The following is an 18,217-nucleotide window of genomic DNA, read 5'->3' on the forward strand; positions in this document are numbered from 1 at the left end:
GCGGGCTCCTCAGGATGAGGGATTGGGCACCCGATCAGTTCATCGTCGGAATGACGAACTCGGCGCCGTCCTTGACGCCGGAAGGCCAGCGCGAGGTGACGGTCTTGGTCTTGGTGTAGAAGCGGATCGAGTCCGGGCCGTGCTGGTTGAGGTCGCCGAAGCCCGAGCGCTTCCAGCCGCCGAAGGTGTAATAGGCGATCGGCACCGGGATCGGCACGTTGACGCCGACCATACCGACGTCGACCTTGGCGGCGAAGTCGCGCGCCGCGTCGCCGTCACGGGTGAAGATGGCGACGCCGTTGCCATACTCGTGCTCGGTCGGCAGCCGCAGCGCCTCGGCATAGTCCTTGGCGCGCACCACCGACAGCACCGGGCCGAAGATCTCCTCCTTGTAGATCCGCATGTCTGCGGTCACGTGATCGAACAGGCAGCCGCCGAGATAGAAGCCGTTCTCATAGCCCTGCATCTTGAAGCCGCGGCCGTCGACGACGAGCTTGGCGCCTTCCTGGATGCCGGTCTCGACATAGCCCTTGACGCGCTCCAGCGCGGCGCGGGTCACCAGCGGACCGTAGTCGGCGGTCGGATCGGTCGAGGGGCCGATCTTGAGCTTCTCGACGCGCGGGATCAGCTTTTCCATCAGCTTGTCGGCGGTCGCCTGCCCGACCGGCACCGCGACCGAGATCGCCATGCAGCGCTCGCCGGCGGAGCCGTAGCCGGCGCCGATCAGCGCGTCGACCGTCTGGTCCATGTCGGCGTCCGGCATGATGATGGCGTGGTTCTTGGCGCCGCCGAAGCACTGTGCGCGCTTGCCGGTGGCCGCGGCGCGCTCATAGATGTACTGGGCGATCGGCGACGAGCCGACGAAGCCGACGGCGCGGATGTCCGGATCGTCGAGAATGGCGTCGACAGCTTCCTTGTCGCCGTTGACGACATTGAGGATGCCCGGCGGCAGGCCCGCTTCCAGCATCAGCTCGGCGAGCATCATCGGCACGCCGGGATCGCGCTCGGAGGGCTTGAGAATGAAGGCGTTGCCGCAGGCGATCGCCGGAGCGAACTTCCACATCGGGATCATCGCCGGGAAGTTGAACGGGGTGATGCCGGCGACGACGCCGAGGGCCTGGCGCATGGAATAGATGTCGATGCCGGGGCCGGCGCCTTCGGTGTACTCGCCCTTCATCAGGTGCGGAATGCCGCAGGCGAACTCCACCACCTCGAGGCCGCGCTGGATGTCGCCCTTGGCGTCGGGCACGGTCTTGCCGTGCTCGCGGGCGAGGCGGTCGGCGAGCTTGTCGTAGTCGCGCTGCACCAGTTCGAGAAACTTCATCAGCACGCGGGCGCGGCGCTGGGGATTGGTCGCCGCCCAGGCCGGCTGCGCCGCCTTGGCGTTGAGCACGGCCTCGCGGACCTCGGCCTTCGAGGCCAGCGCCACCTGCGCCTGGACCTCACCGGTCATGGGCTCGAACACGTCGGCGAACTTGCCCGACTGCCCCTTGATCTCCTTGCCGCCGACAAAATGACCGATCGCGCGCATGCGTGTCCTCCTGGAGAAGAAAAGTCTTTAGGAGACTTTTTGACCTGCATTTTATAACATTCAACTGCGTTATATTGCAGGATAGATGTGCGAAAATGCCAGATCAAGCCGCCGAGATCGACTGGGACGACTTCCGCTTCGTGCTGGCGATCGTGCGCGGCGGGACGGTCTCGGCAGCTGCCAAGCAGCTCGGCGTCGACCATACCACCGTGATCCGGCGGGTCGACCGCCTCGAACGCCGCCTCTCGGCCAAACTGTTCGACCGCCGCAAGACCGGCTACCAGCTCACCGAAGCCGGCCACCGCGTCGCCGGCAGCGCCGAGGTGATCGAATCGACCGTCGCCGCCAACCAGGACCTGATCGGCGGCTCGAAGGCCCACCTCACCGGCACGGTGCGGATCGGCGCCCCCGACGGCTTCGGCACGCATTTTCTGGCGCCACGCCTCGTCAAGTTCACCGAGCTCTATCCCGACCTCGACCTGCAGCTGGTCGCCACCGCGCGGCTGTTCAGCCTGTCGAAACGCGAGGCCGACATCGCCATCAGCCTGGCACTGCCCAAGGAAGGCCATATCGTCGGCCGCAAGCTGGTCGACTACAGCCTCGGGCTCTATGCCGCGCCCGCCTACCTCGCGCGGACGCCGGCGATCCGCAGCCGAGACGACCTGATCGGCCACCGTTTCGTCGGCTACATCGAGGAGCTGCTGTACACGCCGGAGCTCGACTACCTGCCGCAGATCTCGCCCAAGATCACGGCCCGCTTCCGCAGCGCCAACCTGATCGCCCAGTACAACGCCACCCTCGCCGGCTTCGGCATCGCCGTGCTGCCGCACTTCATGGCGCGCAGCGAAGAGCGCCTGCAGCCAATCCTGCGTGACAGCGTCTCAATCCTGCGCAGCTTCTGGCTGTTGATGCATGCCGACAGCAAGGACCTCGCCCGCATCCGCGCGGCGGCGGACTACATCTATGCCACGGTGGAGCGCGAGCGCGGGCTGTTCAATCCGACGTAAGGGGGATGTCCGGCGGGCCGCCGCGCTCATGGTTCAAGACGCGGCCTGACGGCCGCTCTTCACCATGAGGATCATGATCAAGGCTCAGGCGTGTCCTGCCTTGGCGGCACGCGACCGCACCGCGGGCTTCTTGCGTGGCGAGGTCTTCACGGGCTTGCCCAGCGCCATGGCACGGCCGGCGTCGAGCACCTCCTGGGAGAAGGCGCTGTTGCCCGCGACGCGCGCCAGCACCACCGATCCCATCAGGGTGGCGATGGTGCCGATCGCCTTCTGCCGCGCCTCGGCACTGTCGGGATCGGACGACTGCCCGGCAAACAGGGCGATCATCTGCTCGAGTTTGCTCAGGAATGCACGGCGGGTCTTCGGCGACTCGCGGACGACGTCGCCGGCGAGCGCTGGAATCGCGCAGCCCCGCTCCGGATGGTCACGGTGGCTGGGGGTGAGGTAGCTGTCGACCAGCATCGCCAGGCGATCCGCCACCGCCTTGTCCTGGAATTGCTTGCCCCACCGCTCGGTGGTCTGGTCCATGGCATAGGCGATCGCCTCGATCACCAGATCTTCCCGGGAATCGAAATGGGCGTAAAATCCGCCATGGGTCAGCCCGGCCTCCTTCATGAGGTCGGCGACGCCCACGCCGCGGGTTCCCTTCTCCCGCAGCTGGGCGGATGCATGGCGGACGATCCGCGCGTGGGTCTCGGCCTTGTGGTCCTTGGAGTAGCGCATGCACGGGTCCTGAGGATGATCGGGATCATATAATACGATTGGGCTTGGAAACCAACGCCGCAAGGCAGGCAAAAGTAGGATCAAAATACCAAAATGGACATCATCAACGAGTTCTGCGGCGCCGAGATGGACACCCGAGGCGTCGCCACCCTGACCATGCGCAACGCCGGCCCGCTCAACATCCTCGACACGCCGGCAATCACAGGCCTGCGCATGGGGTTGGAAGAACTGGCGAAAAACCAGCAGATACGCGTGCTGGTGTTCCGGACCGAAAGCGAGAAGGCGTTCATCGGCGGGGCGGACATCAAGGAAATGGCACGACTCGACCAAGCATCAGCAGAGACTTTTATCACCGGACTCGGCCAGTTGTGCGAGGCAGTGCGACAATTTCCCACGCCTGTGATCGCGCGGATTCCCGGCTGGTGCCTCGGCGGCGGGCTCGAAGTCGCAGCAGCCTGCGATTTCCGCATTGCAGCGCCCACGGCCAAATTCGCGATGCCGGAGGTCAAGGTCGGCATCCCCTCGGTGATCCATGCCGCCCTGCTGCCGCGCCTGATCGGCAGCGGCCGGACCCGCTGGCTGGTGATGACGGGCGCGACCATCGACGCCGCCACCGCGCGTGACTGGGGCTTCCTCGACGTGGTCACCGAGCCCAGCGGCCTCGACGCCGCCGTCGACAGCCTGACTGGTGAGTTGCTCACTTGCGGCCATGAGGCACTCAAGGCGCAGAAGGTGCTGTGCCGGCAATGGGACGAGCTGCCGCTGCAGGACTGCGTCCGCAACAGCATCGCGATCTTCGGCCGCACCTTCCTGACCGGCGAGCCGCAGCAGCACATGCAGGCCTTCATCGACCGCAAGCGGACGGCGACATGAGCGTAAGCCACGGCGGCGATGGCGAAATTCCGCCGTCCCCGCCCTTTTCTGCATGGTGCATTGCAAACGTGGCGGCGACCGATCATATGATGGCGGTCATTTGAAAGACGGGCCACGGCCCGAAACAGCGAGGCTTGCATGCAGCGAAGGTCCAATCTCCGGCGCATCGTCGTCACCGGCCTGGGGGCGGTATCCCCGCTCGGCTGCGGGGTCGAGCCGTCCTGGGCGCGGCTTGTGGCCGGCCGCTCGGGCCTGCGGGCGCTGCCTGAGGAGGTCTCCGCCGACCTCTCAGCCAAGGTGATCGGCAACGTCCCTGCCCTTGCCGACGATGCGGAGGCCGGTTTCGATCCCGACCGCGCGGTGCAACGCAAGGACCAGCGCAAGATGGACCGCTTCATCCAGTTCGCGATGATGGCGGCAGACGAGGCCATCGCCCAGGCAAAATGGACGCCGGACGACACGCGCAGCCGCGAGCGCACGGCAACGATCATTGCATCGGGCGTCGGCGGCTTTCCCGCCATCGTCGATGCGGTGCGCACCACCGACACGCGCGGCGTGCGGCGCCTGTCGCCGTTCACCGTGCCGGCTTTCCTGGTCAACCTCGCCGCCGGCCAGATCTCGATCCGCCACGGCTTCAAGGGCCCGCTCGGCGCCCCGGTGACGGCCTGTGCCGCCGGCGTCCAGGCGATCGGCGACGCCGCACGTCTGATCCTGACCGGCGAGGCCGATATCGCGGTGTGCGGCGGCGCGGAAGCCTGCGTCGACCGCGTCAGCCTCGGCGCCTTCGCCGCTGCGCGGGCGCTGTCCACCTCGTTCAACGACACGCCGTCGCGCGCATCGCGCCCGTTCGACCGCGACCGCGACGGCTTCGTGATGGGCGAAGGCGCCGGCGTGCTGGTGATCGAGTCGCTCGATCACGCCCTCGCCCGCAACGCCACCCCGATCGCCGAACTGGTCGGCTACGGCACCACCGCGGACGCCTACCACATGACCGCAGGTCCGGAGGACGGTGACGGCGCCCGTCGGGCGATGGAGATCGCGCTGCGCCAGGCGGCGATCTCACCGATCGATGTGCAGCATCTCAACGCCCACGCCACCTCCACCCCGGTCGGCGATCTCGGCGAGATCGCCGCGATCAAGGCGCTGTTCGGCAGCAACGGCGCGGTTGCCGTGACCTCGACCAAATCCGCCACCGGCCACCTGCTCGGCGCCGCCGGCGGACTGGAAGCGGTGTTCTCGGTGCTGGCGCTGCGCGACCAGGTGGCGCCGGCAACGCTGAACCTGGAGAACCCCGACGAAGCCGCCGCCGGCATCGATTTCGTGCGCGGCGAGGCGCGCAGGATGCGGATCGAGCACGTGCTGTCGAACGGCTTCGGCTTCGGCGGCGTCAACGCCAGCGTCGTGTTCCGGGGGTTTTAGCGACGGATCACTTCCGCATGCGCCGGAAGACCGAGCAGTGCTGTTCCTGCTCCTCATCCTGAGGAGCAGGCGCAGCCTGCGTCTCGAAGGATGAGGCCCCGGGCATCAACGCCCCGGCCTCATGGTTCGAGACGGCGCTTGCGCGCCTCCTCACCATGAGGAGGTCTATCGTGCGGTCGTCACCCGTAACCGTTGGTCACCACCAGCAGCGACCAGGCGAAGTCGGTGACATGGTGCAGCGCCTGGTCGATGCCGATCAGCCACCAGAACCAGCGGTGGCCGGGCGCGATCTGGAATTTCGCGACCAGGAAGCCCTTGGCGCGGTCGATGATGATGTGAACGACGAAATCCGCGATGCCGAGAAACCAGAGTTTTGGCGCGAACAGCGCGAACAGCAGCGTCGCCAGCACGCCGTGAATGACGCAGTGCACGGTGAGCGGCACCAGCCAGCCGTCGACACTGTCCTTGCCCTTGGCCATCCAGGTCGTCTGCAGCAGGAAGTCGGCGATGACGTGCTTGACGGTGAGCGCCAGCATCCACGCAACCAGCGGGCCGACGGCCACCGTGGTCGACCATTGAGGGAGCGTCATCGTGTCTCCGTCCGCATGGCTGTTGCTCCGATGCACGCGGTGCCCGGACCGGAGAGCGCTGGCCGCATCCCCCCGCCGGCGCCCGGCGCGCCGACTTTCGCCATCCCTATCTGCCACAAACTAGGCGGCATGGGCGAGCCCCGCTTTGATCCGCGTGATCTCGCGGTGCACCTCCTCGCCTGACGGATCGGCGGCGGCGATGGTCCGGATCTGCGCCAGGCAGCCGGCGAGGTCGTTGACGGGCAGCACGCCGTCGAAGGTCGGCTTGGCCAGGGTGTCGATCAGCAGCGACCAGTTGACCAGCGCCCGGCGGTAGGGCCGACCGAGGCCGTGGAGCATGGCGGCGGTCTCGACCACCTCGAAGGCCGCCGCCGGCTGCTTGGCCAGCGCCCGGTCGATCATGTGCAGCCAGCGTTCGACCAGCGGCCGCTCATGGGCATAGCGCACCGACTGCGGCCGCAGCCGGCGCAGCGACGCCAGCAGCCTGGCGGCGAGCCGGCCGCGCCACGTCCGCCCGGTCAGCGAAAAGCTGAGGGCGGCGTCGCTCCAGCCGAGCCGGATCTGCAGTTCGACCACGAGATTCATGAGCGCGACCGGAAACAGCGCCAGAATCTCGCGCACGGTTGGCCGCACCGGGTCGGGCAACGCCTCCGCGGCGATGACCAGCCCAAGCCGCTCCCACTCCGGATCCGGCCCGCCGGCGAGCGCCAGCTGGGCGTGCCAGACGAGATCCTGATAGGCCATGCGCACTGCAAGCAGCCGCGCGATCTCGCCGAGCATGGCGGTGTCGACGCCGCGCCGGGCGGTGAAGCGGCCGAGACGGCCGAGATAAAGCCGCGCGTATTCGGCGTCCTGGTAGGTGGTCAGCAGCCGCAGCGTCGCGCCGACCACCGGGACGATCTCCGCCGGCAAGGTGGCAGGCACGGCCGGCACCCGACGATCGTCGTCACCGAGGCCCCAGGCGGCCAGGAGGCGGATGAAGCGCGGCCATTTCATCGCGCGGCAACCTTTGCTGGTCAGGCGTGCGCCGCGGAGGCCGGAACGGCCGCGGGCGGCGCCTGCTGGGCGAGCTGCGCCTCCATCCGGCCGAGGTTCTCGAACAGGCGGGCGCTGACAAGGCGCAGGAAGTAGAAGCCGAACGCAGGGTTCTGCACATAGAGCTCCTCGACCTGGCGGTAGCTGACGCTCAGCACCACGCCATCCTCAAGGCATTCCAGCGTTCCGGTGCGGGTATTGGACGGCGACAGCATGCCCATCTCACCGGTGATGATGCCGGTCGGCAGGTCCACCCCCATCTCGACCAGGCGGAAGCGACCGCTGACGATGTAGTACATCTCCTCGGCCTTCTCATCCTTGTAGAACAGCACCTCGCCGGCCTTGCAGGGCCGCTCGGTCATGAACGGCTTCAGCCAGCTCATCGACAGGTCGCTGGTGTTGACCGACTTCTTCACGTCGCGCACCAGCTGCAGCATCTGGTGCAGCCGGTAGACGTTGAGCGGCAGCAGGATGCCGTGCAGCAGTGCGGTGGCGTAGGCATGGGTCGGCAGCGAGTAGGTGATCAGCAGCACGTTGGTGATGATGCCGAAGATGCGCAGCGGGATCATCGTGCGCATGGTGTAGGTGGCCACGACGAAGATCGACGTGAACAGGCCTATGGCATGATGTGCGGAATCCATGACGGCCAACCCGATGTTCGAAGGAAGCAAAACAATCCGCCGGCAGCGGCGCCGGCTCGCGCGAGCCCGCTCCCCTGCCGACGGCAGGCGCTATTATACCCCGCCGCCGGCCCCCGCCGCCACACATCTTGCGGAGCAGCGCCGTGATCGGCGGCGGGCGCGAACGAGGCGCCCGCCCCGCGCGCCCGCCGGCCGGGGTGGCCCGACGGGACGACAACGGCGCCTGATGGCCGCCAGCGGCGGCGGGCGGACGCCGGCGCATACGCCCGGCGCGGTCGAGGGATTTCCAAGGCGGAGGTGACCGGGAAACCTTCGTCCTGGCGATCCGTCAAAGACGGATCGCGCTGCCCGGCCGTGACGGTGGCGGAAAGCACAGCGTCTCGTCCTTGTCTGTGTCCTGCCCGGCGCGAAGCGCTGGCATCACGAAAGAGACTCATCCCGCCGCGGCGTTATTCCGCCCCGCCTCCTCGTCCTGAGGAGCCTGCGAAGCAGGCGTCTCGAAGGGCGAGGCCCACGCGGCGACGCCTCGGCCTTATGGTTCGAGACGGCGCTGGCGCGCCTCCTCACCATGAGGGGGATGCGCGCGCACCTGGTTCCGGTGCGCGCGTGCAATCGCGACGCTGTCGCTCTTGCCCCGCCGTCCCCTACTTCTGCGCCGTGCCCGGCAGGATGCCCATCAGCTTGCTGATGATGGTCAGCATCACCTCGTCGGCGCCGCCGCCGATCGAGGTCAGGCGGCGGTCGCGGTAGGCGCGGCTGACGGGGGTCTCGTTCATGAAGCCCATGCCGCCCCAATACTGCAGGCAGGCATCGGGCACGAGACGGCCGATGCGCCCGGCCTTGAGTTTGGCCATCGACGCAAGACGCGTGACATCCTCGCCGGCGATCAGCGCCTCGGCCGCGCGGTAGACCAGCGAGCGCAACAGCTCGATCTCGGTCTGCAGCTCGGCAAGCTTGAAGTGAACGGTCTGGTTGTCGAGGATGCTGTGGCCGAACGCCTTGCGGCCGCGGGTGTAGTCGATGGTCTCGTTGATGGTGCGCTCGTGCGCCTTGAGGCAAGCCGCGGCGGCCCACAGTCGCTCCTCCTGGAACTGGAGCATCTGGTAGGTGAAGCCGCGGCCTTCCTCGCCGATGCGGTTGCGCTTGGGCACGCGGACGTCGTCGAAATGAATCTGGGCGGTGTCGGAGGCGTGCATGCCGAGCTTGTCGAGCTTGCGGGCGATGGTGACGCCCCTGCTCTTCATCGGCACGATGATCAGCGACTTGTTGCGATGGGGCTGGCCATCGCTGGTGTTGGTCAGAAGGCAGATCCAGTCGGCCTGGGTGCCGTTGGTAATCCACATCTTGCCGCCGTTGATGATGTAGTCATCACCATCCGCACGCGCCGTGGTCTTGATGGACGCGACATCCGAGCCCGCGCCGGCTTCCGACACGCCGATGCACGCCACCATGTCGCCGGCGATCGCGGGGCTGAGAAACTCGCGGCGCAGCGCGTCCGAGCCGAACCGCGCCAGCGCCGGCGTCGCCATGTCGGTCTGCACGCCGATCGACATCGGGATGCCGCCTGCGCGGATGGTGCCGAGCTCCTCCGCCATCATCACGCCCCAGCTGACGTCGAGCCCCTGCCCGCCATACTCCACCGGCTTGGTGAGACCGAGGAAACCGAGGTCGCCGAGCTTCTTGAACACCTCGTGGGCGGGATAGATACCGGCCTCCTCCCAGGCATCGACATGGGGATTGATCTCGGTCTCGATCAGCCTGTTGAGAATCCGGCGCGCCTCGTCGTGCTCGGGGGTGAACAGCATCGGCCTTTCCTCCTGCTCCGGATGACGCCCCGGAGTCGTTTCGTTGATGGCGCGATGTTGGTCGGCCGCGGCCGGCAATGCAACACGTATGATATCAGCGACATTCCGCCGGCCGGAAACAGCAACTGTTTCGTGCGCAATCCGAGGATTGCCCATTGCCCTCGACCGGGCGATCGTGGCGCAATAGCATCAGATTGTTCCTGCGACCGAGTGCGCCGATGATCGACCTCCACTACTGGCCGACCCCCAATGGATGGAAAATCACCATCATGCTGGAGGAATGCGGCCTGCCCTACCGCGTGGTGCCGGTGAACATCGGCCGCGGCGAGCAGTTCACGGCTGCATTTCAGGCGCTCAATCCCAACGGCCGGATGCCGGCCATCGTCGACCACGATCCGCTCGGCGGCGACGGGCCGCTGGCGATCTTCGAGAGCGGCGCGATCCTGCTGTATCTCGCCGAGAAGACCAGCCGTTTCATGCCTTCCGACATCAAGGGCCGTTACCGCGTGACGCAGTGGCTGATGTGGCAGATGGGCGGGCTCGGGCCGATGCTCGGCCAGAACGGCCATTTTGCGCTCTATGCCGCCGAAAAAATTCCCTACGCCATCGACCGCTATGGCCGCGAGGCACACCGCCTCTATGCGGTGCTCGACGGCGAGCTCGGCCGCACCAACGATTGCATCGCCGGCGCCTATTCGATCGCCGACATGGCGACGTTTCCCTGGATCATGACCCACAAGGCGCAGGGCATCAGCCTCGACGATTATCCCAACATCAAGCGCTGGTACGCTCAGCTGCGCGGCCGCGAGGCGCTGCAGCGCGGCCTTGCGGTCGGCAAGGAATGGCGCGCCCCCAAGATGGACGATGAAGCACGGCAGGTTCTTTTCGGCGCGCCGCCGCAGGCAAGCCCCAGATCCTGAGACACCGCAACCATAAACGGCTGAAACAGCCGACGATCATATGAGGAAACGGCCCAATGGAATTCTTCTTCGACTGCTCGAGCCCCTGGACCTATCTCGCCTTCCACAACATCCAGCCGCTGGCGGCCGAATTCAACGAGCCGATCGTGTGGCGGCCGATCCTGGTCGGCGGCATCTTCAACAGCGTCAACCCCAGCGTCTACGCCTCGCGGGACAATCCGGTGCCGGCGAAGCAGCGCTATATGGCAAAAGACCTGCAGGACTGGGCGCACGCGGCCGGCCTCAAGATCAAGATGCCGCCGACGGTGTTTCCCGTGAACAGCGTCAAGGCGATGCGTGGCTGCATCTATCTGTCCGCCGAAGGCAAGCTGGTGCCGTTTGCGACCGCCGCGTTCGAGGCCTACTGGGGCGATGACAAGGACATCTCGCAGGATGCCGTGCTGGCGGAGATCTGCGACAAGATCGGCGTCGACAGCGAGGCGTTCTTCGCCGGCATCGCGACGCCGGCGGTCAAGGCCGCACTGAAGGAGAACACCGACGACGCCATCGCCCGCGGCGCGTTCGGCTCGCCGACCATCTATCTCGGCGGCACCGACATGTATTTCGGCAACGACCGCCTGCCGCTGATCCGCGAGGCGCTGCAGCGCAAGAGAGCCGCGACCTGAGCCACCGCCCGGCGCCGACTGACGGGCCGCACCGCGCCCGCCGCCGCGACCTTCCCTTCTTACAGGTGACGTGCCCGCATGAGCAGCGTAATTCCGGACAGCCGCATTCCCGTCATCGTCGGTATCGGCGAAGTGGTCGATCGCCCGACCGAGCCCACGCAGGGCCTCGAACCGCTCGCACTGATGGCGGTGGCGCTGAAGCGCGCCGAATACGACGCCGGAGCCCATCTACTGTCAGGGATCGACAGCCTCGACGTCGTCAACTTCATCAGCTGGCGCTACCACGCGCCCGAGCAGTTGCTGTGCAAGCGGCTCGGTATCGCGCCGGCACGCGCAGTCTATGGCCCGGTCGGCGGCGAGAGCCCGGTGCGCTACCTGCACGAGGCAGCGCTGCGCATCGCCCGTGGCGACAGCACGGTGGCGGCGATCTGCGGCGCGGAAGCCGCCAGCAGCGTCGCCCGTGCCGAAAAGGCCGGCATTGAGCTGCCGTGGACGCCCTATGCCCACGACGCACCGGCACCGGTGCGCGGGGCCAGCTACCAGCACCCGATGTCGGTGAAGCTCGGCGTCGCCAGGCCGATGACCGCCTATCCGTTCTACGACAACGCCTCAGCCGCGCACTGGGGCCAGGCGCCGCGCGAAGCGATCGCCGAGTCCGCCGAATTGTGGGCGCGCTATGCCGACGTCGCCGCCGACAATCCCAGCGCCTGGCTGCGCCGCAAGGTCGGGCCTGCGGAGATCGCGACGCCGTCGGCCGACAACCGGCCGATCGCCTGGCCCTACACCAAGCTGATGGTCGCCAACCCCACGGTGAACCAGGGCGCGGCCCTCATCGTCACCAGCCTTGCCGTGGCGCGCGCCGCCGGCATCGCCGAAGATCGCATGGTGCATGTGTGGGGCGGCGCCTTCGCGATCGAGCCGCGCGATTTCCTCAACCGCGACCAGTACCACCGCAGCGACTGCCAGGACGCGGTGCTGGAGACCGCAATGGCGCTCGCCGGCGGCGATGGCCGTGCCTTCGACGCGCTCGAACTCTACAGTTGCTTTCCCTGCGTGCCGAAGATGGCGCGGCGCACGCTCAGGCTCGGGGCGGATGTCGAGCCAACGGTCACCGGCGGCCTGACGTTCTTCGGTGCGCCGCTCAACGACTACATGACCCACGCCGCCTGCGCGATGGTGCGGCGGCTGCGCCGCGGCGGCACGGGGCTTCTCTACGGCCAGGGCGAATACGTCACCAAGCATCATGCGCTGGTGCTGTCCTCCCGCCCCGCGCCCGCGCCGCTTCAGCAGGACACGAGCGTGCAGGCTGACGCCGACCGTCGCCGCGGCCCGGTGCCCGCGGTGGTGACGGAGGCGACCGGCAGCGGCACGGTCGAGACCTTCACGGTGATCTATGGCCGCACCGGGGCGCCGGAGCACGGCGTCGTGATCCTGCGCACGGAGGATGGTGGCCGCACACTGGCGCGCGTGCCGGCGAGCGAGACCACGACAATCGCCCGGCTGACCGACCTCGACGCAAGCCCGATCGGGATGACAGGGCCGATCACAACGGCGGAGGATGGGCTGCTGGAGTGGCGGGTGGAAGACTAGTGTCCTGATCGGTTCGCACGTTCGTGCTGAGGTCGCTGCAAATGCAACGAACTTGCGAACCGGAACACTCGCAAGCTCATCGTCCGCCAGCGCTCAAGGCATCTCGAACACCATCACCGTACGGAGCTTGCCAAGATAGCTGACGTCCTCGATCGGCTTCCAGCCAAGCCGAGCGTAATAGGAAGGCAGCGTGCCGGACGTATAGAGATGGATGCGCCGGAACCCCAGGTCTGCAACGTGGCGGATGGCGGCGCCAACGAGAGCCCGCCCCACGCCTGTGCCGCGCGCCTCATCAGTGACCAACAGCTGCCCCATCCAGGGGGACAGCGCGGGCCGGATCGTCATTTCGGATGCGAGCAAATTCACCGATCCGACAAAACGCTGACCGCGCCTTGCAACCAGAACCGACGGAAGTGACGGCGCACGCGCGGCCGCGGAAAGAAAGCGCTCGTACGCGTCTTGCGAACTGTGGCCCGTGCGAACGTCCCACAGCTTGAACTGCGTCGCGGCAATGGCTCGCGCCAGACCTGACGCTTCGGTCAGCCGTTCAATTTCTACAAGCTCATCGGCCATGCAACGATGCCTCAAACAATAACGCGAGTGAGCGCAGCGACACCCGGATCAAGCCGTGTTCCCGCTTCCCGGATGTGCTTGATCCGGCGTATCCTTGCTCCGCCTCATCCCGAGGAGCCCGCGCAGCGGGCGTCTCGAGGGAGGGTGATGGAGCAATGTCCAGGCCTCGTGGTTCAAGACGCGCGTGCCGCGCACCGCACCATGAGGGGAAGCGCTCGTCACTGCTCGGTGCATCCTTGCCGGTCGAACACATCCCTGCCCGTCACCGCCGCGCCATACCGATGGGGCCGCGCGGAGCACAGCCCGATGGCAGGCGACGCGCCCCCGCCATCAGCGCCCGCGATAGTTCGGCGCGCGCTTCTCGACGAACGCGTTCAATCCCTCCTGGCAATCTTCGGTCGTTGCGACCAGCGCGAAACTCTCGGCCGCGTTTTCGACCGCGCGGCGGTAATCCGCATCGACAGCACGGGCAAAGGCGTCACGGCCGATCTTGACGACGATCGGCGACTTCCCGGTGAACTTCCGCGCGATCTCGCGGGCGCGATCGAGCGCGGTGCCCTTGGGCACGACCTCGCTCAGGAGGCCCATGCGGTAGGCGGTTGCGGCATCGAACGGCTCCCCCAGGAACAGCGGACCGAATGCCTGGTGCTTGCCGACCAGCCGCGGCAACTGCACGAAATGCAGCGCCGGGATGAGGCCGACATCGATCTCGGGGTAGCCGAACGTCGCGCCATCGCCGGCAATGATCATGTCGCAGGAGATCGCGATGGTCATGCCGCCGGCGCGCGCGGCGCCGTCGATCGCCGCGATGGTCGGCTTGCCCATCCGGTACTGGATGTCGTTGAGGGCGAAGTAGAGACGCTCGACAAAGCCCTTGGCCTCGATCCCCGGCTTGCCGCGCACGATGTCGAGGTCGAGCCCGGCACAAAACACCTTTTGGGCGCTGCCGATGATCACGGCGCGCACGGCCGCATCGTCCCGCGCCGCCTGCAGCCTGTCCAGCAGCGCCTCGATCAGCGGCATGCTCAGGGCATTCACCGGCGGGCGATCGAGCATGATCTCGGCGACCCCGCCGGACACGGAATAGCGGATGACGTCGTGGCTCATGGCGACTTGAACTCCAGCTCGGGGGATCGCGCCGACGGCGGCGAAGTGAGGTCTGTCAGTGTGGTTGTCCCACAAGATACGGCGCGATCGGCCGCTGTCCAGCCGCATCGCAGGCATCTTCGGCCGGCCTCACCCCGCCACAGCTGATGTCACACCCAGCGGCCGCCGCCATCGACATGCAGCACCTCGCCGGTGATGAAGCCGTTGGTCATCAGCAGCAGCGCGGCCTGCGCGACGTCCTGCGGGCGGCCGACGCGGCGGACGGGGACGCTGGCGGCGGAGGCCTCCAGCACCTGACGCTTGGCATCACCAAGGAGACCATCGAGCAGCGGCGTGTCGATCAGGCCGGGCGCGAGCGCGTTGATGCGGATCGGGGCGAGCTCGAGCGCGAGCGCGCGGGCCAGCGCCTCGACACCTGAGACCGCGGCGGCGAGCACCGCGCCGGCGGCGATCGGCCGTGTGCTCAGCTGCGCTGAGGTCAGCGTGATCGAGCCGCCCTCGCGCAGTCGCGGCGCGGCGGCCTTGATGGCGAGCAGCGGGCCGACCAGCCGCTCGGCCAGCACGGCGGTGAGATCGTGTGCGCTGTGGGCGGCGAGCGGCAGCAGCCGCGCGGTGCCGGCGGTGATGACGAGATGATCGAGCCGGGCGATATCGCCGAACAGCGCCGACGCGGCATCGGCGTTCGCAATGTCGGCGGTGATCGTCGCGGCGCCACCAAGCGCCACGGCTGCATGGCGCAGCCGCTCGGCATCGCGGGCGACCAGGATGAGGCCGGCGCCCTGCCGCCGCGCCTCGGCGGCGATGGCAAAGCCGAGCCCTGACGAGCCGCCGATGACGGCGACGGTCTGTCCGGCGAGCGATGGCGATGGGGTGTGGGCGTCCGACGGCATGAAGGCCTCCTTGGCTGACAATCAGGGTGGCCGAAGGCCTATTTCATCGTCGGAACAAGCGGCAGGATGCCGAATGCGATTTCATTCATCGTTTTTGACGATATATTCGGGGCATGGACCTGCTCTCCGCCATGCGCATCTACATCCGGGTCGTCGAGCGCGGCAGCCTGTCGGCCGCCGCCCGCGACCTCCATCTCGGCCAGCCGACCGTGAGCGAGCGGATCGAGCGGCTGGAGCGGCAGCTCGGCGTGCGGCTGCTGGCGCGCACCACCCGCTCGGTGACCACCACCGAGGCCGGCGAGCGCTTCTATGAGCGGGCGCGCGGCGTGATCGAGGCGGCGGACGACGCGCTCGCTTCGGCCAGCGCGCGCGACGGCGCGCTGAGCGGAACGCTGCGCATCGCCGCGCCGCACGGTCTCGGCGAGGTGACGCTGCCGCCGCTGCTGGTGCGCTTTCAGGCGCAGCATCCGCAGCTCGCGATCGACCTGACCCTGAACGACCGCTTCGTCGAACCGGTGGTGGAAGGCGTCGACCTGTCGCTGCGCATCGGGACCGTCAGCGACGGCCATTTCGTCGCGCGCCGCATCGGCGCGGTCGAGCGGGTGATGCTGGCGGCCCCTGCCTATCTCGCGCGCGTCGCCGCGCCGCAGACGCCACAGGAGCTGATCGCCCACCCGTTCATCCGCATCGCCGGGCTCGCGCCCAACAACCGCCTGCGCCTGACCGGGCCCGACGGCATGCCGACCGAGGCGCCGGTCCGCACCGCGTGGCGAGCCAATCACTGGCGGCCGCTGCGTGACGCTCTGCTCGCCGGCGCCGGCATCGGCGCACTGCATCGGGCCGTGTGCGCGGCGGAGATCGCCGACGGGCGGCTGGTGCCGGTGCTCAAGGAGTATCGCTTCGTGCCGCTCGACGTCCACGCGCTCTATCCGGCAAGCCCGCATGTGCCGCTGAAGACGCGCGCCCTGCTCGACCTGCTGACCCAACATGCGGCGGAGCTGCTCGGCCCGGCATGTGGTTGACAAACCAGCCGTGAATTGTCGAAGCCCCGGCGAGTCTGTAGCCCGGGTGAGCGAATGACACCCGGGACAGCGATGATCAGGTCCCGGATATCGCTGCGCTCATCCGGGCTACACGTGTCGGGGTGTTGGACTTACTCCATCACCCCGCCGTCACATGCACGCCGGGCTTGCGGCCGTCGCTCCACTTGCCGCCGATGGCGCGCTCGACCTGCGCGGCGAGCTGCAGCAGCAGTCCGTCATTGGCCTGCTTCGCCTGGGCCTGGATGCCGAGCGGCACCACGACCATCGCGCGCCTGCATCAACGCGATCGCCTGGTTGCGCCGCGCGCCGCGCATGTTCCGTGGCCCGTGTAACGGCCGTACCGCGATCAATCAGATCGCGTCCCGGGCCGCATCCGGGTGCTCGGCCGACCCACCGGAACCTGACAGTCGAAAGAAATTCGCTCCATGTTTCGGCCACCGGTGCGCCGCAATTGCCGCCCCGCCGCGAGCCCAATTCAGCCTTACGCGTTCCAGATTTGCGGCGCATTGCGACCCAACTCCTCGCCGAGATTGGGATCGCCAGCGTTGGCGTCAACGACGAAATACCGGGGACGTATGTCACATCATTCAGCGAAATGGGCGGCGGCACTTGCCGCCGGCATCCTGGCCGGGGCCAACTTCACCGCCATGGCCCAGAGCGCCGCCACAAAGGCGAGCAACCAGACGGCGGACACCTGCCTGTCCACCCCGAAAGGGACCGCGCCCGCGGGAAGCCACTGGTTCTACCACATCGAGCGCGGCACAAAGAAGCAGTGCTGGTATCTCGGCGAGGCCAAGACCAACACCAAGACCAATACCAAGACCAATACCAAGGCTGCCGGGACGGTGACCACGCAGCCGCCGCCCGCAGCGGCCGCGGCCACGACCGACACAGCGACGGCCGACGCGACGCCGCCACACACTCAGCGGGCCACCGCGCCGGCGATGCGCCGAGCAACAGCCGATGCGTTTGCCGAGTGGCCTTCGCCGCCGGCCGCAGCCGCGCCCGTCGCGAGCGCGGACGCCGGTCACGCCGGCGATCCCTCGCCACCAGCCGCGCCCGACAGCACGAACGCCTTGTCTTCGGACGCGCACGCCAGATGGCTCGATGCATCGAGCATGGCCGGAACCAACGGAACCCGGCACGCTGCAGACCAGCCGACCGCGGCCGCGCAGGCCAATGCGACGCCGCAGCAAGCGGAGGCGCCAGCACCTGCCGCTGTAACCGAGGCGTCCGCCGAGATATCCTCGTCCTCGACCCAGATGCTGCTGATCGCGTTGGTCAGCGCCCTGGCGCTGGCCGGCCTCATCAGCGCGCTGGTCTTCCGGCTGCCTCGCACACGCAGGCCGACTTACCAGGTCAACGACGAGCGGCGTGCGCCCTGGGATTCGGTCCACACCGAACCGGCGCCACCGACGTCCGTCAGCCACGATCGTCCGCTGCGCCTGTCGCAGGTGCCGCCGCGCCGCGTCGACATGCCGGTCGCCCTCCGTGAGACTGCGGGTGATGATCCGGATCAAACCGCGCAGGACAATCAGCAGATCACAGCGATGCTGCAACGCCTGGCGCGCAGCGCGGCGAGCTAACTGGTGATGTTCGCCCCCTGAAGCGCTGGTCATCGCGCGCGAGAGCGCGGCGCTCGGCATGGCTCACGGCTATTCCCTTGCAACCGGCAAAGCCCAGGCCGCCATGCATTTTCCGGAGCAGCAAGTCGAAAGGGGTGAGCAAGGCAACACCCGGGACGAGCGAAGATCGGCTCCCGGATATCGCTCCGCCCATCGGGGTTACGCGCCGGAATTGTTGAT

The 18,217-nt window shown here is 67.7% G+C and carries 18 protein-coding genes; 8 read left to right on the top strand and 10 right to left on the bottom strand.

The annotated features are described in order from the left end of the window. Positions 1-34: 34 nt before the first annotated feature. Positions 35-1,531, bottom strand: coding sequence for a CoA-acylating methylmalonate-semialdehyde dehydrogenase (locus tag AB4Z37_RS11990; protein WP_211969569.1), 1,497 nt, complete (start codon positions 1,529-1,531; stop codon positions 35-37). 95 nt (positions 1,532-1,626) lie between these two features. Here AB4Z37_RS11990 and AB4Z37_RS11995 point away from each other — a divergent pair, with 95 nt between their 5' ends. Next, entirely contained in the window at positions 1,627-2,538 is a 912-nt protein-coding gene (locus tag AB4Z37_RS11995) for a LysR family transcriptional regulator (protein ID WP_441516953.1), read from the top strand. An 84-nt stretch (positions 2,539-2,622) separates the two neighbouring features. On the opposite strand, the gene AB4Z37_RS12000 is transcribed toward AB4Z37_RS11995, so the two are convergent. Further along, on the bottom strand, positions 2,623-3,261 hold the full coding sequence (locus AB4Z37_RS12000) for a TetR/AcrR family transcriptional regulator (RefSeq protein WP_441516954.1): 639 nt from the start codon (positions 3,259-3,261) through the stop codon (positions 2,623-2,625). Between the two features lie 93 nt (positions 3,262-3,354). Between AB4Z37_RS12000 and AB4Z37_RS12005 the strand changes: the two genes are divergently transcribed. After that, on the top strand, positions 3,355-4,134 hold the full coding sequence (locus AB4Z37_RS12005; protein WP_441516955.1) for an enoyl-CoA hydratase: 780 nt from the start codon (positions 3,355-3,357) through the stop codon (positions 4,132-4,134). Positions 4,135-4,272: 138 nt separating this feature from the next. After that, positions 4,273-5,553: a beta-ketoacyl-ACP synthase II gene (gene fabF, locus AB4Z37_RS12010; protein ID WP_441516956.1), complete on the top strand. Its 1,281-nt coding sequence runs from the start codon at positions 4,273-4,275 to the stop codon at positions 5,551-5,553. Positions 5,554-5,732: 179 nt separating this feature from the next. Here the strand turns inward: fabF and AB4Z37_RS12015 are convergent, their stop codons facing one another. The 4 genes from AB4Z37_RS12015 to AB4Z37_RS12030 all read right to left on the bottom strand — a co-directional run bounded on the left by AB4Z37_RS12015 (position 5,733) and on the right by AB4Z37_RS12030 (position 9,624). Beyond that, a complete protein-coding gene (locus tag AB4Z37_RS12015; RefSeq protein ID WP_441516957.1) occupies positions 5,733-6,143 on the bottom strand; it encodes a DUF3307 domain-containing protein in 411 nt (136 codons plus the stop codon). A gap of 120 nt (positions 6,144-6,263) precedes the next feature. Further along, positions 6,264-7,139, bottom strand: a complete 876-nt coding sequence (locus AB4Z37_RS12020) for a DUF6537 domain-containing protein (RefSeq protein WP_441516958.1) — start codon at positions 7,137-7,139, stop codon at positions 6,264-6,266. Between the two features lie 20 nt (positions 7,140-7,159). After that, positions 7,160-7,819 carry a Crp/Fnr family transcriptional regulator gene (locus tag AB4Z37_RS12025; protein WP_441516959.1) on the bottom strand — a complete coding sequence of 220 codons (660 nt, stop codon included), beginning with the start codon at positions 7,817-7,819 and terminating at the stop codon, positions 7,160-7,162. 644 nt (positions 7,820-8,463) lie between these two features. After that, positions 8,464-9,624: an acyl-CoA dehydrogenase family protein gene (locus tag AB4Z37_RS12030; protein ID WP_441516960.1), complete on the bottom strand. Its 1,161-nt coding sequence runs from the start codon at positions 9,622-9,624 to the stop codon at positions 8,464-8,466. Between the two features lie 218 nt (positions 9,625-9,842). Here AB4Z37_RS12030 and AB4Z37_RS12035 point away from each other — a divergent pair, with 218 nt between their 5' ends. The 3 genes from AB4Z37_RS12035 to AB4Z37_RS12045 all read left to right on the top strand — a co-directional run bounded on the left by AB4Z37_RS12035 (position 9,843) and on the right by AB4Z37_RS12045 (position 12,799). Continuing rightward, on the top strand, positions 9,843-10,544 hold the full coding sequence (locus tag AB4Z37_RS12035) for a glutathione S-transferase family protein (protein WP_441516961.1): 702 nt from the start codon (positions 9,843-9,845) through the stop codon (positions 10,542-10,544). 56 nt (positions 10,545-10,600) lie between these two features. After that, positions 10,601-11,209 (top strand): 2-hydroxychromene-2-carboxylate isomerase, encoded by a 609-nt coding sequence (locus tag AB4Z37_RS12040; protein ID WP_441516962.1) that lies wholly within the window; start codon positions 10,601-10,603, stop codon positions 11,207-11,209. 78 nt (positions 11,210-11,287) lie between these two features. After that, positions 11,288-12,799, top strand: a complete 1,512-nt coding sequence (locus AB4Z37_RS12045) for an acetyl-CoA acetyltransferase (protein ID WP_441516963.1) — start codon at positions 11,288-11,290, stop codon at positions 12,797-12,799. 93 nt (positions 12,800-12,892) lie between these two features. On the opposite strand, the gene AB4Z37_RS12050 is transcribed toward AB4Z37_RS12045, so the two are convergent. The 3 genes from AB4Z37_RS12050 to AB4Z37_RS12060 form a co-directional block, all read right to left on the bottom strand. Then, positions 12,893-13,372 carry a GNAT family N-acetyltransferase gene (locus AB4Z37_RS12050; RefSeq protein ID WP_441516964.1) on the bottom strand — a complete coding sequence of 160 codons (480 nt, stop codon included), beginning with the start codon at positions 13,370-13,372 and terminating at the stop codon, positions 12,893-12,895. A gap of 330 nt (positions 13,373-13,702) precedes the next feature. Further along, the gene (locus AB4Z37_RS12055) at positions 13,703-14,479 is read right to left on the bottom strand and encodes an enoyl-CoA hydratase/isomerase family protein (RefSeq protein ID WP_441516965.1); all 777 of its coding nucleotides are present in this window, start codon (positions 14,477-14,479) and stop codon (positions 13,703-13,705) included. Between the two features lie 149 nt (positions 14,480-14,628). Continuing rightward, a complete protein-coding gene (locus AB4Z37_RS12060) occupies positions 14,629-15,369 on the bottom strand; it encodes an SDR family oxidoreductase (protein WP_441516966.1) in 741 nt (246 codons plus the stop codon). 113 nt (positions 15,370-15,482) lie between these two features. On the opposite strand from AB4Z37_RS12060, the gene AB4Z37_RS12065 reads away from it, so the two are divergent. After that, the gene (locus AB4Z37_RS12065) at positions 15,483-16,391 is read left to right on the top strand and encodes a LysR family transcriptional regulator (protein ID WP_441516967.1); all 909 of its coding nucleotides are present in this window, start codon (positions 15,483-15,485) and stop codon (positions 16,389-16,391) included. Positions 16,392-16,530: 139 nt separating this feature from the next. Here the strand turns inward: AB4Z37_RS12065 and AB4Z37_RS12070 are convergent, their stop codons facing one another. Next, on the bottom strand, positions 16,531-16,677 hold the full coding sequence (locus AB4Z37_RS12070) for a hypothetical protein (RefSeq protein WP_441517059.1): 147 nt from the start codon (positions 16,675-16,677) through the stop codon (positions 16,531-16,533). 280 nt (positions 16,678-16,957) lie between these two features. Here AB4Z37_RS12070 and AB4Z37_RS12075 point away from each other — a divergent pair, with 280 nt between their 5' ends. Beyond that, positions 16,958-17,998, top strand: coding sequence for a hypothetical protein (locus AB4Z37_RS12075; RefSeq protein WP_441516968.1), 1,041 nt, complete (start codon positions 16,958-16,960; stop codon positions 17,996-17,998). Positions 17,999-18,217: the final 219 nt, after the last annotated feature.

It is taken from the genome of Bradyrhizobium sp. 2TAF24, assembly GCF_052115025.1.
GTDB lineage: Bacteria > Pseudomonadota > Alphaproteobacteria > Rhizobiales > Xanthobacteraceae > Bradyrhizobium_A.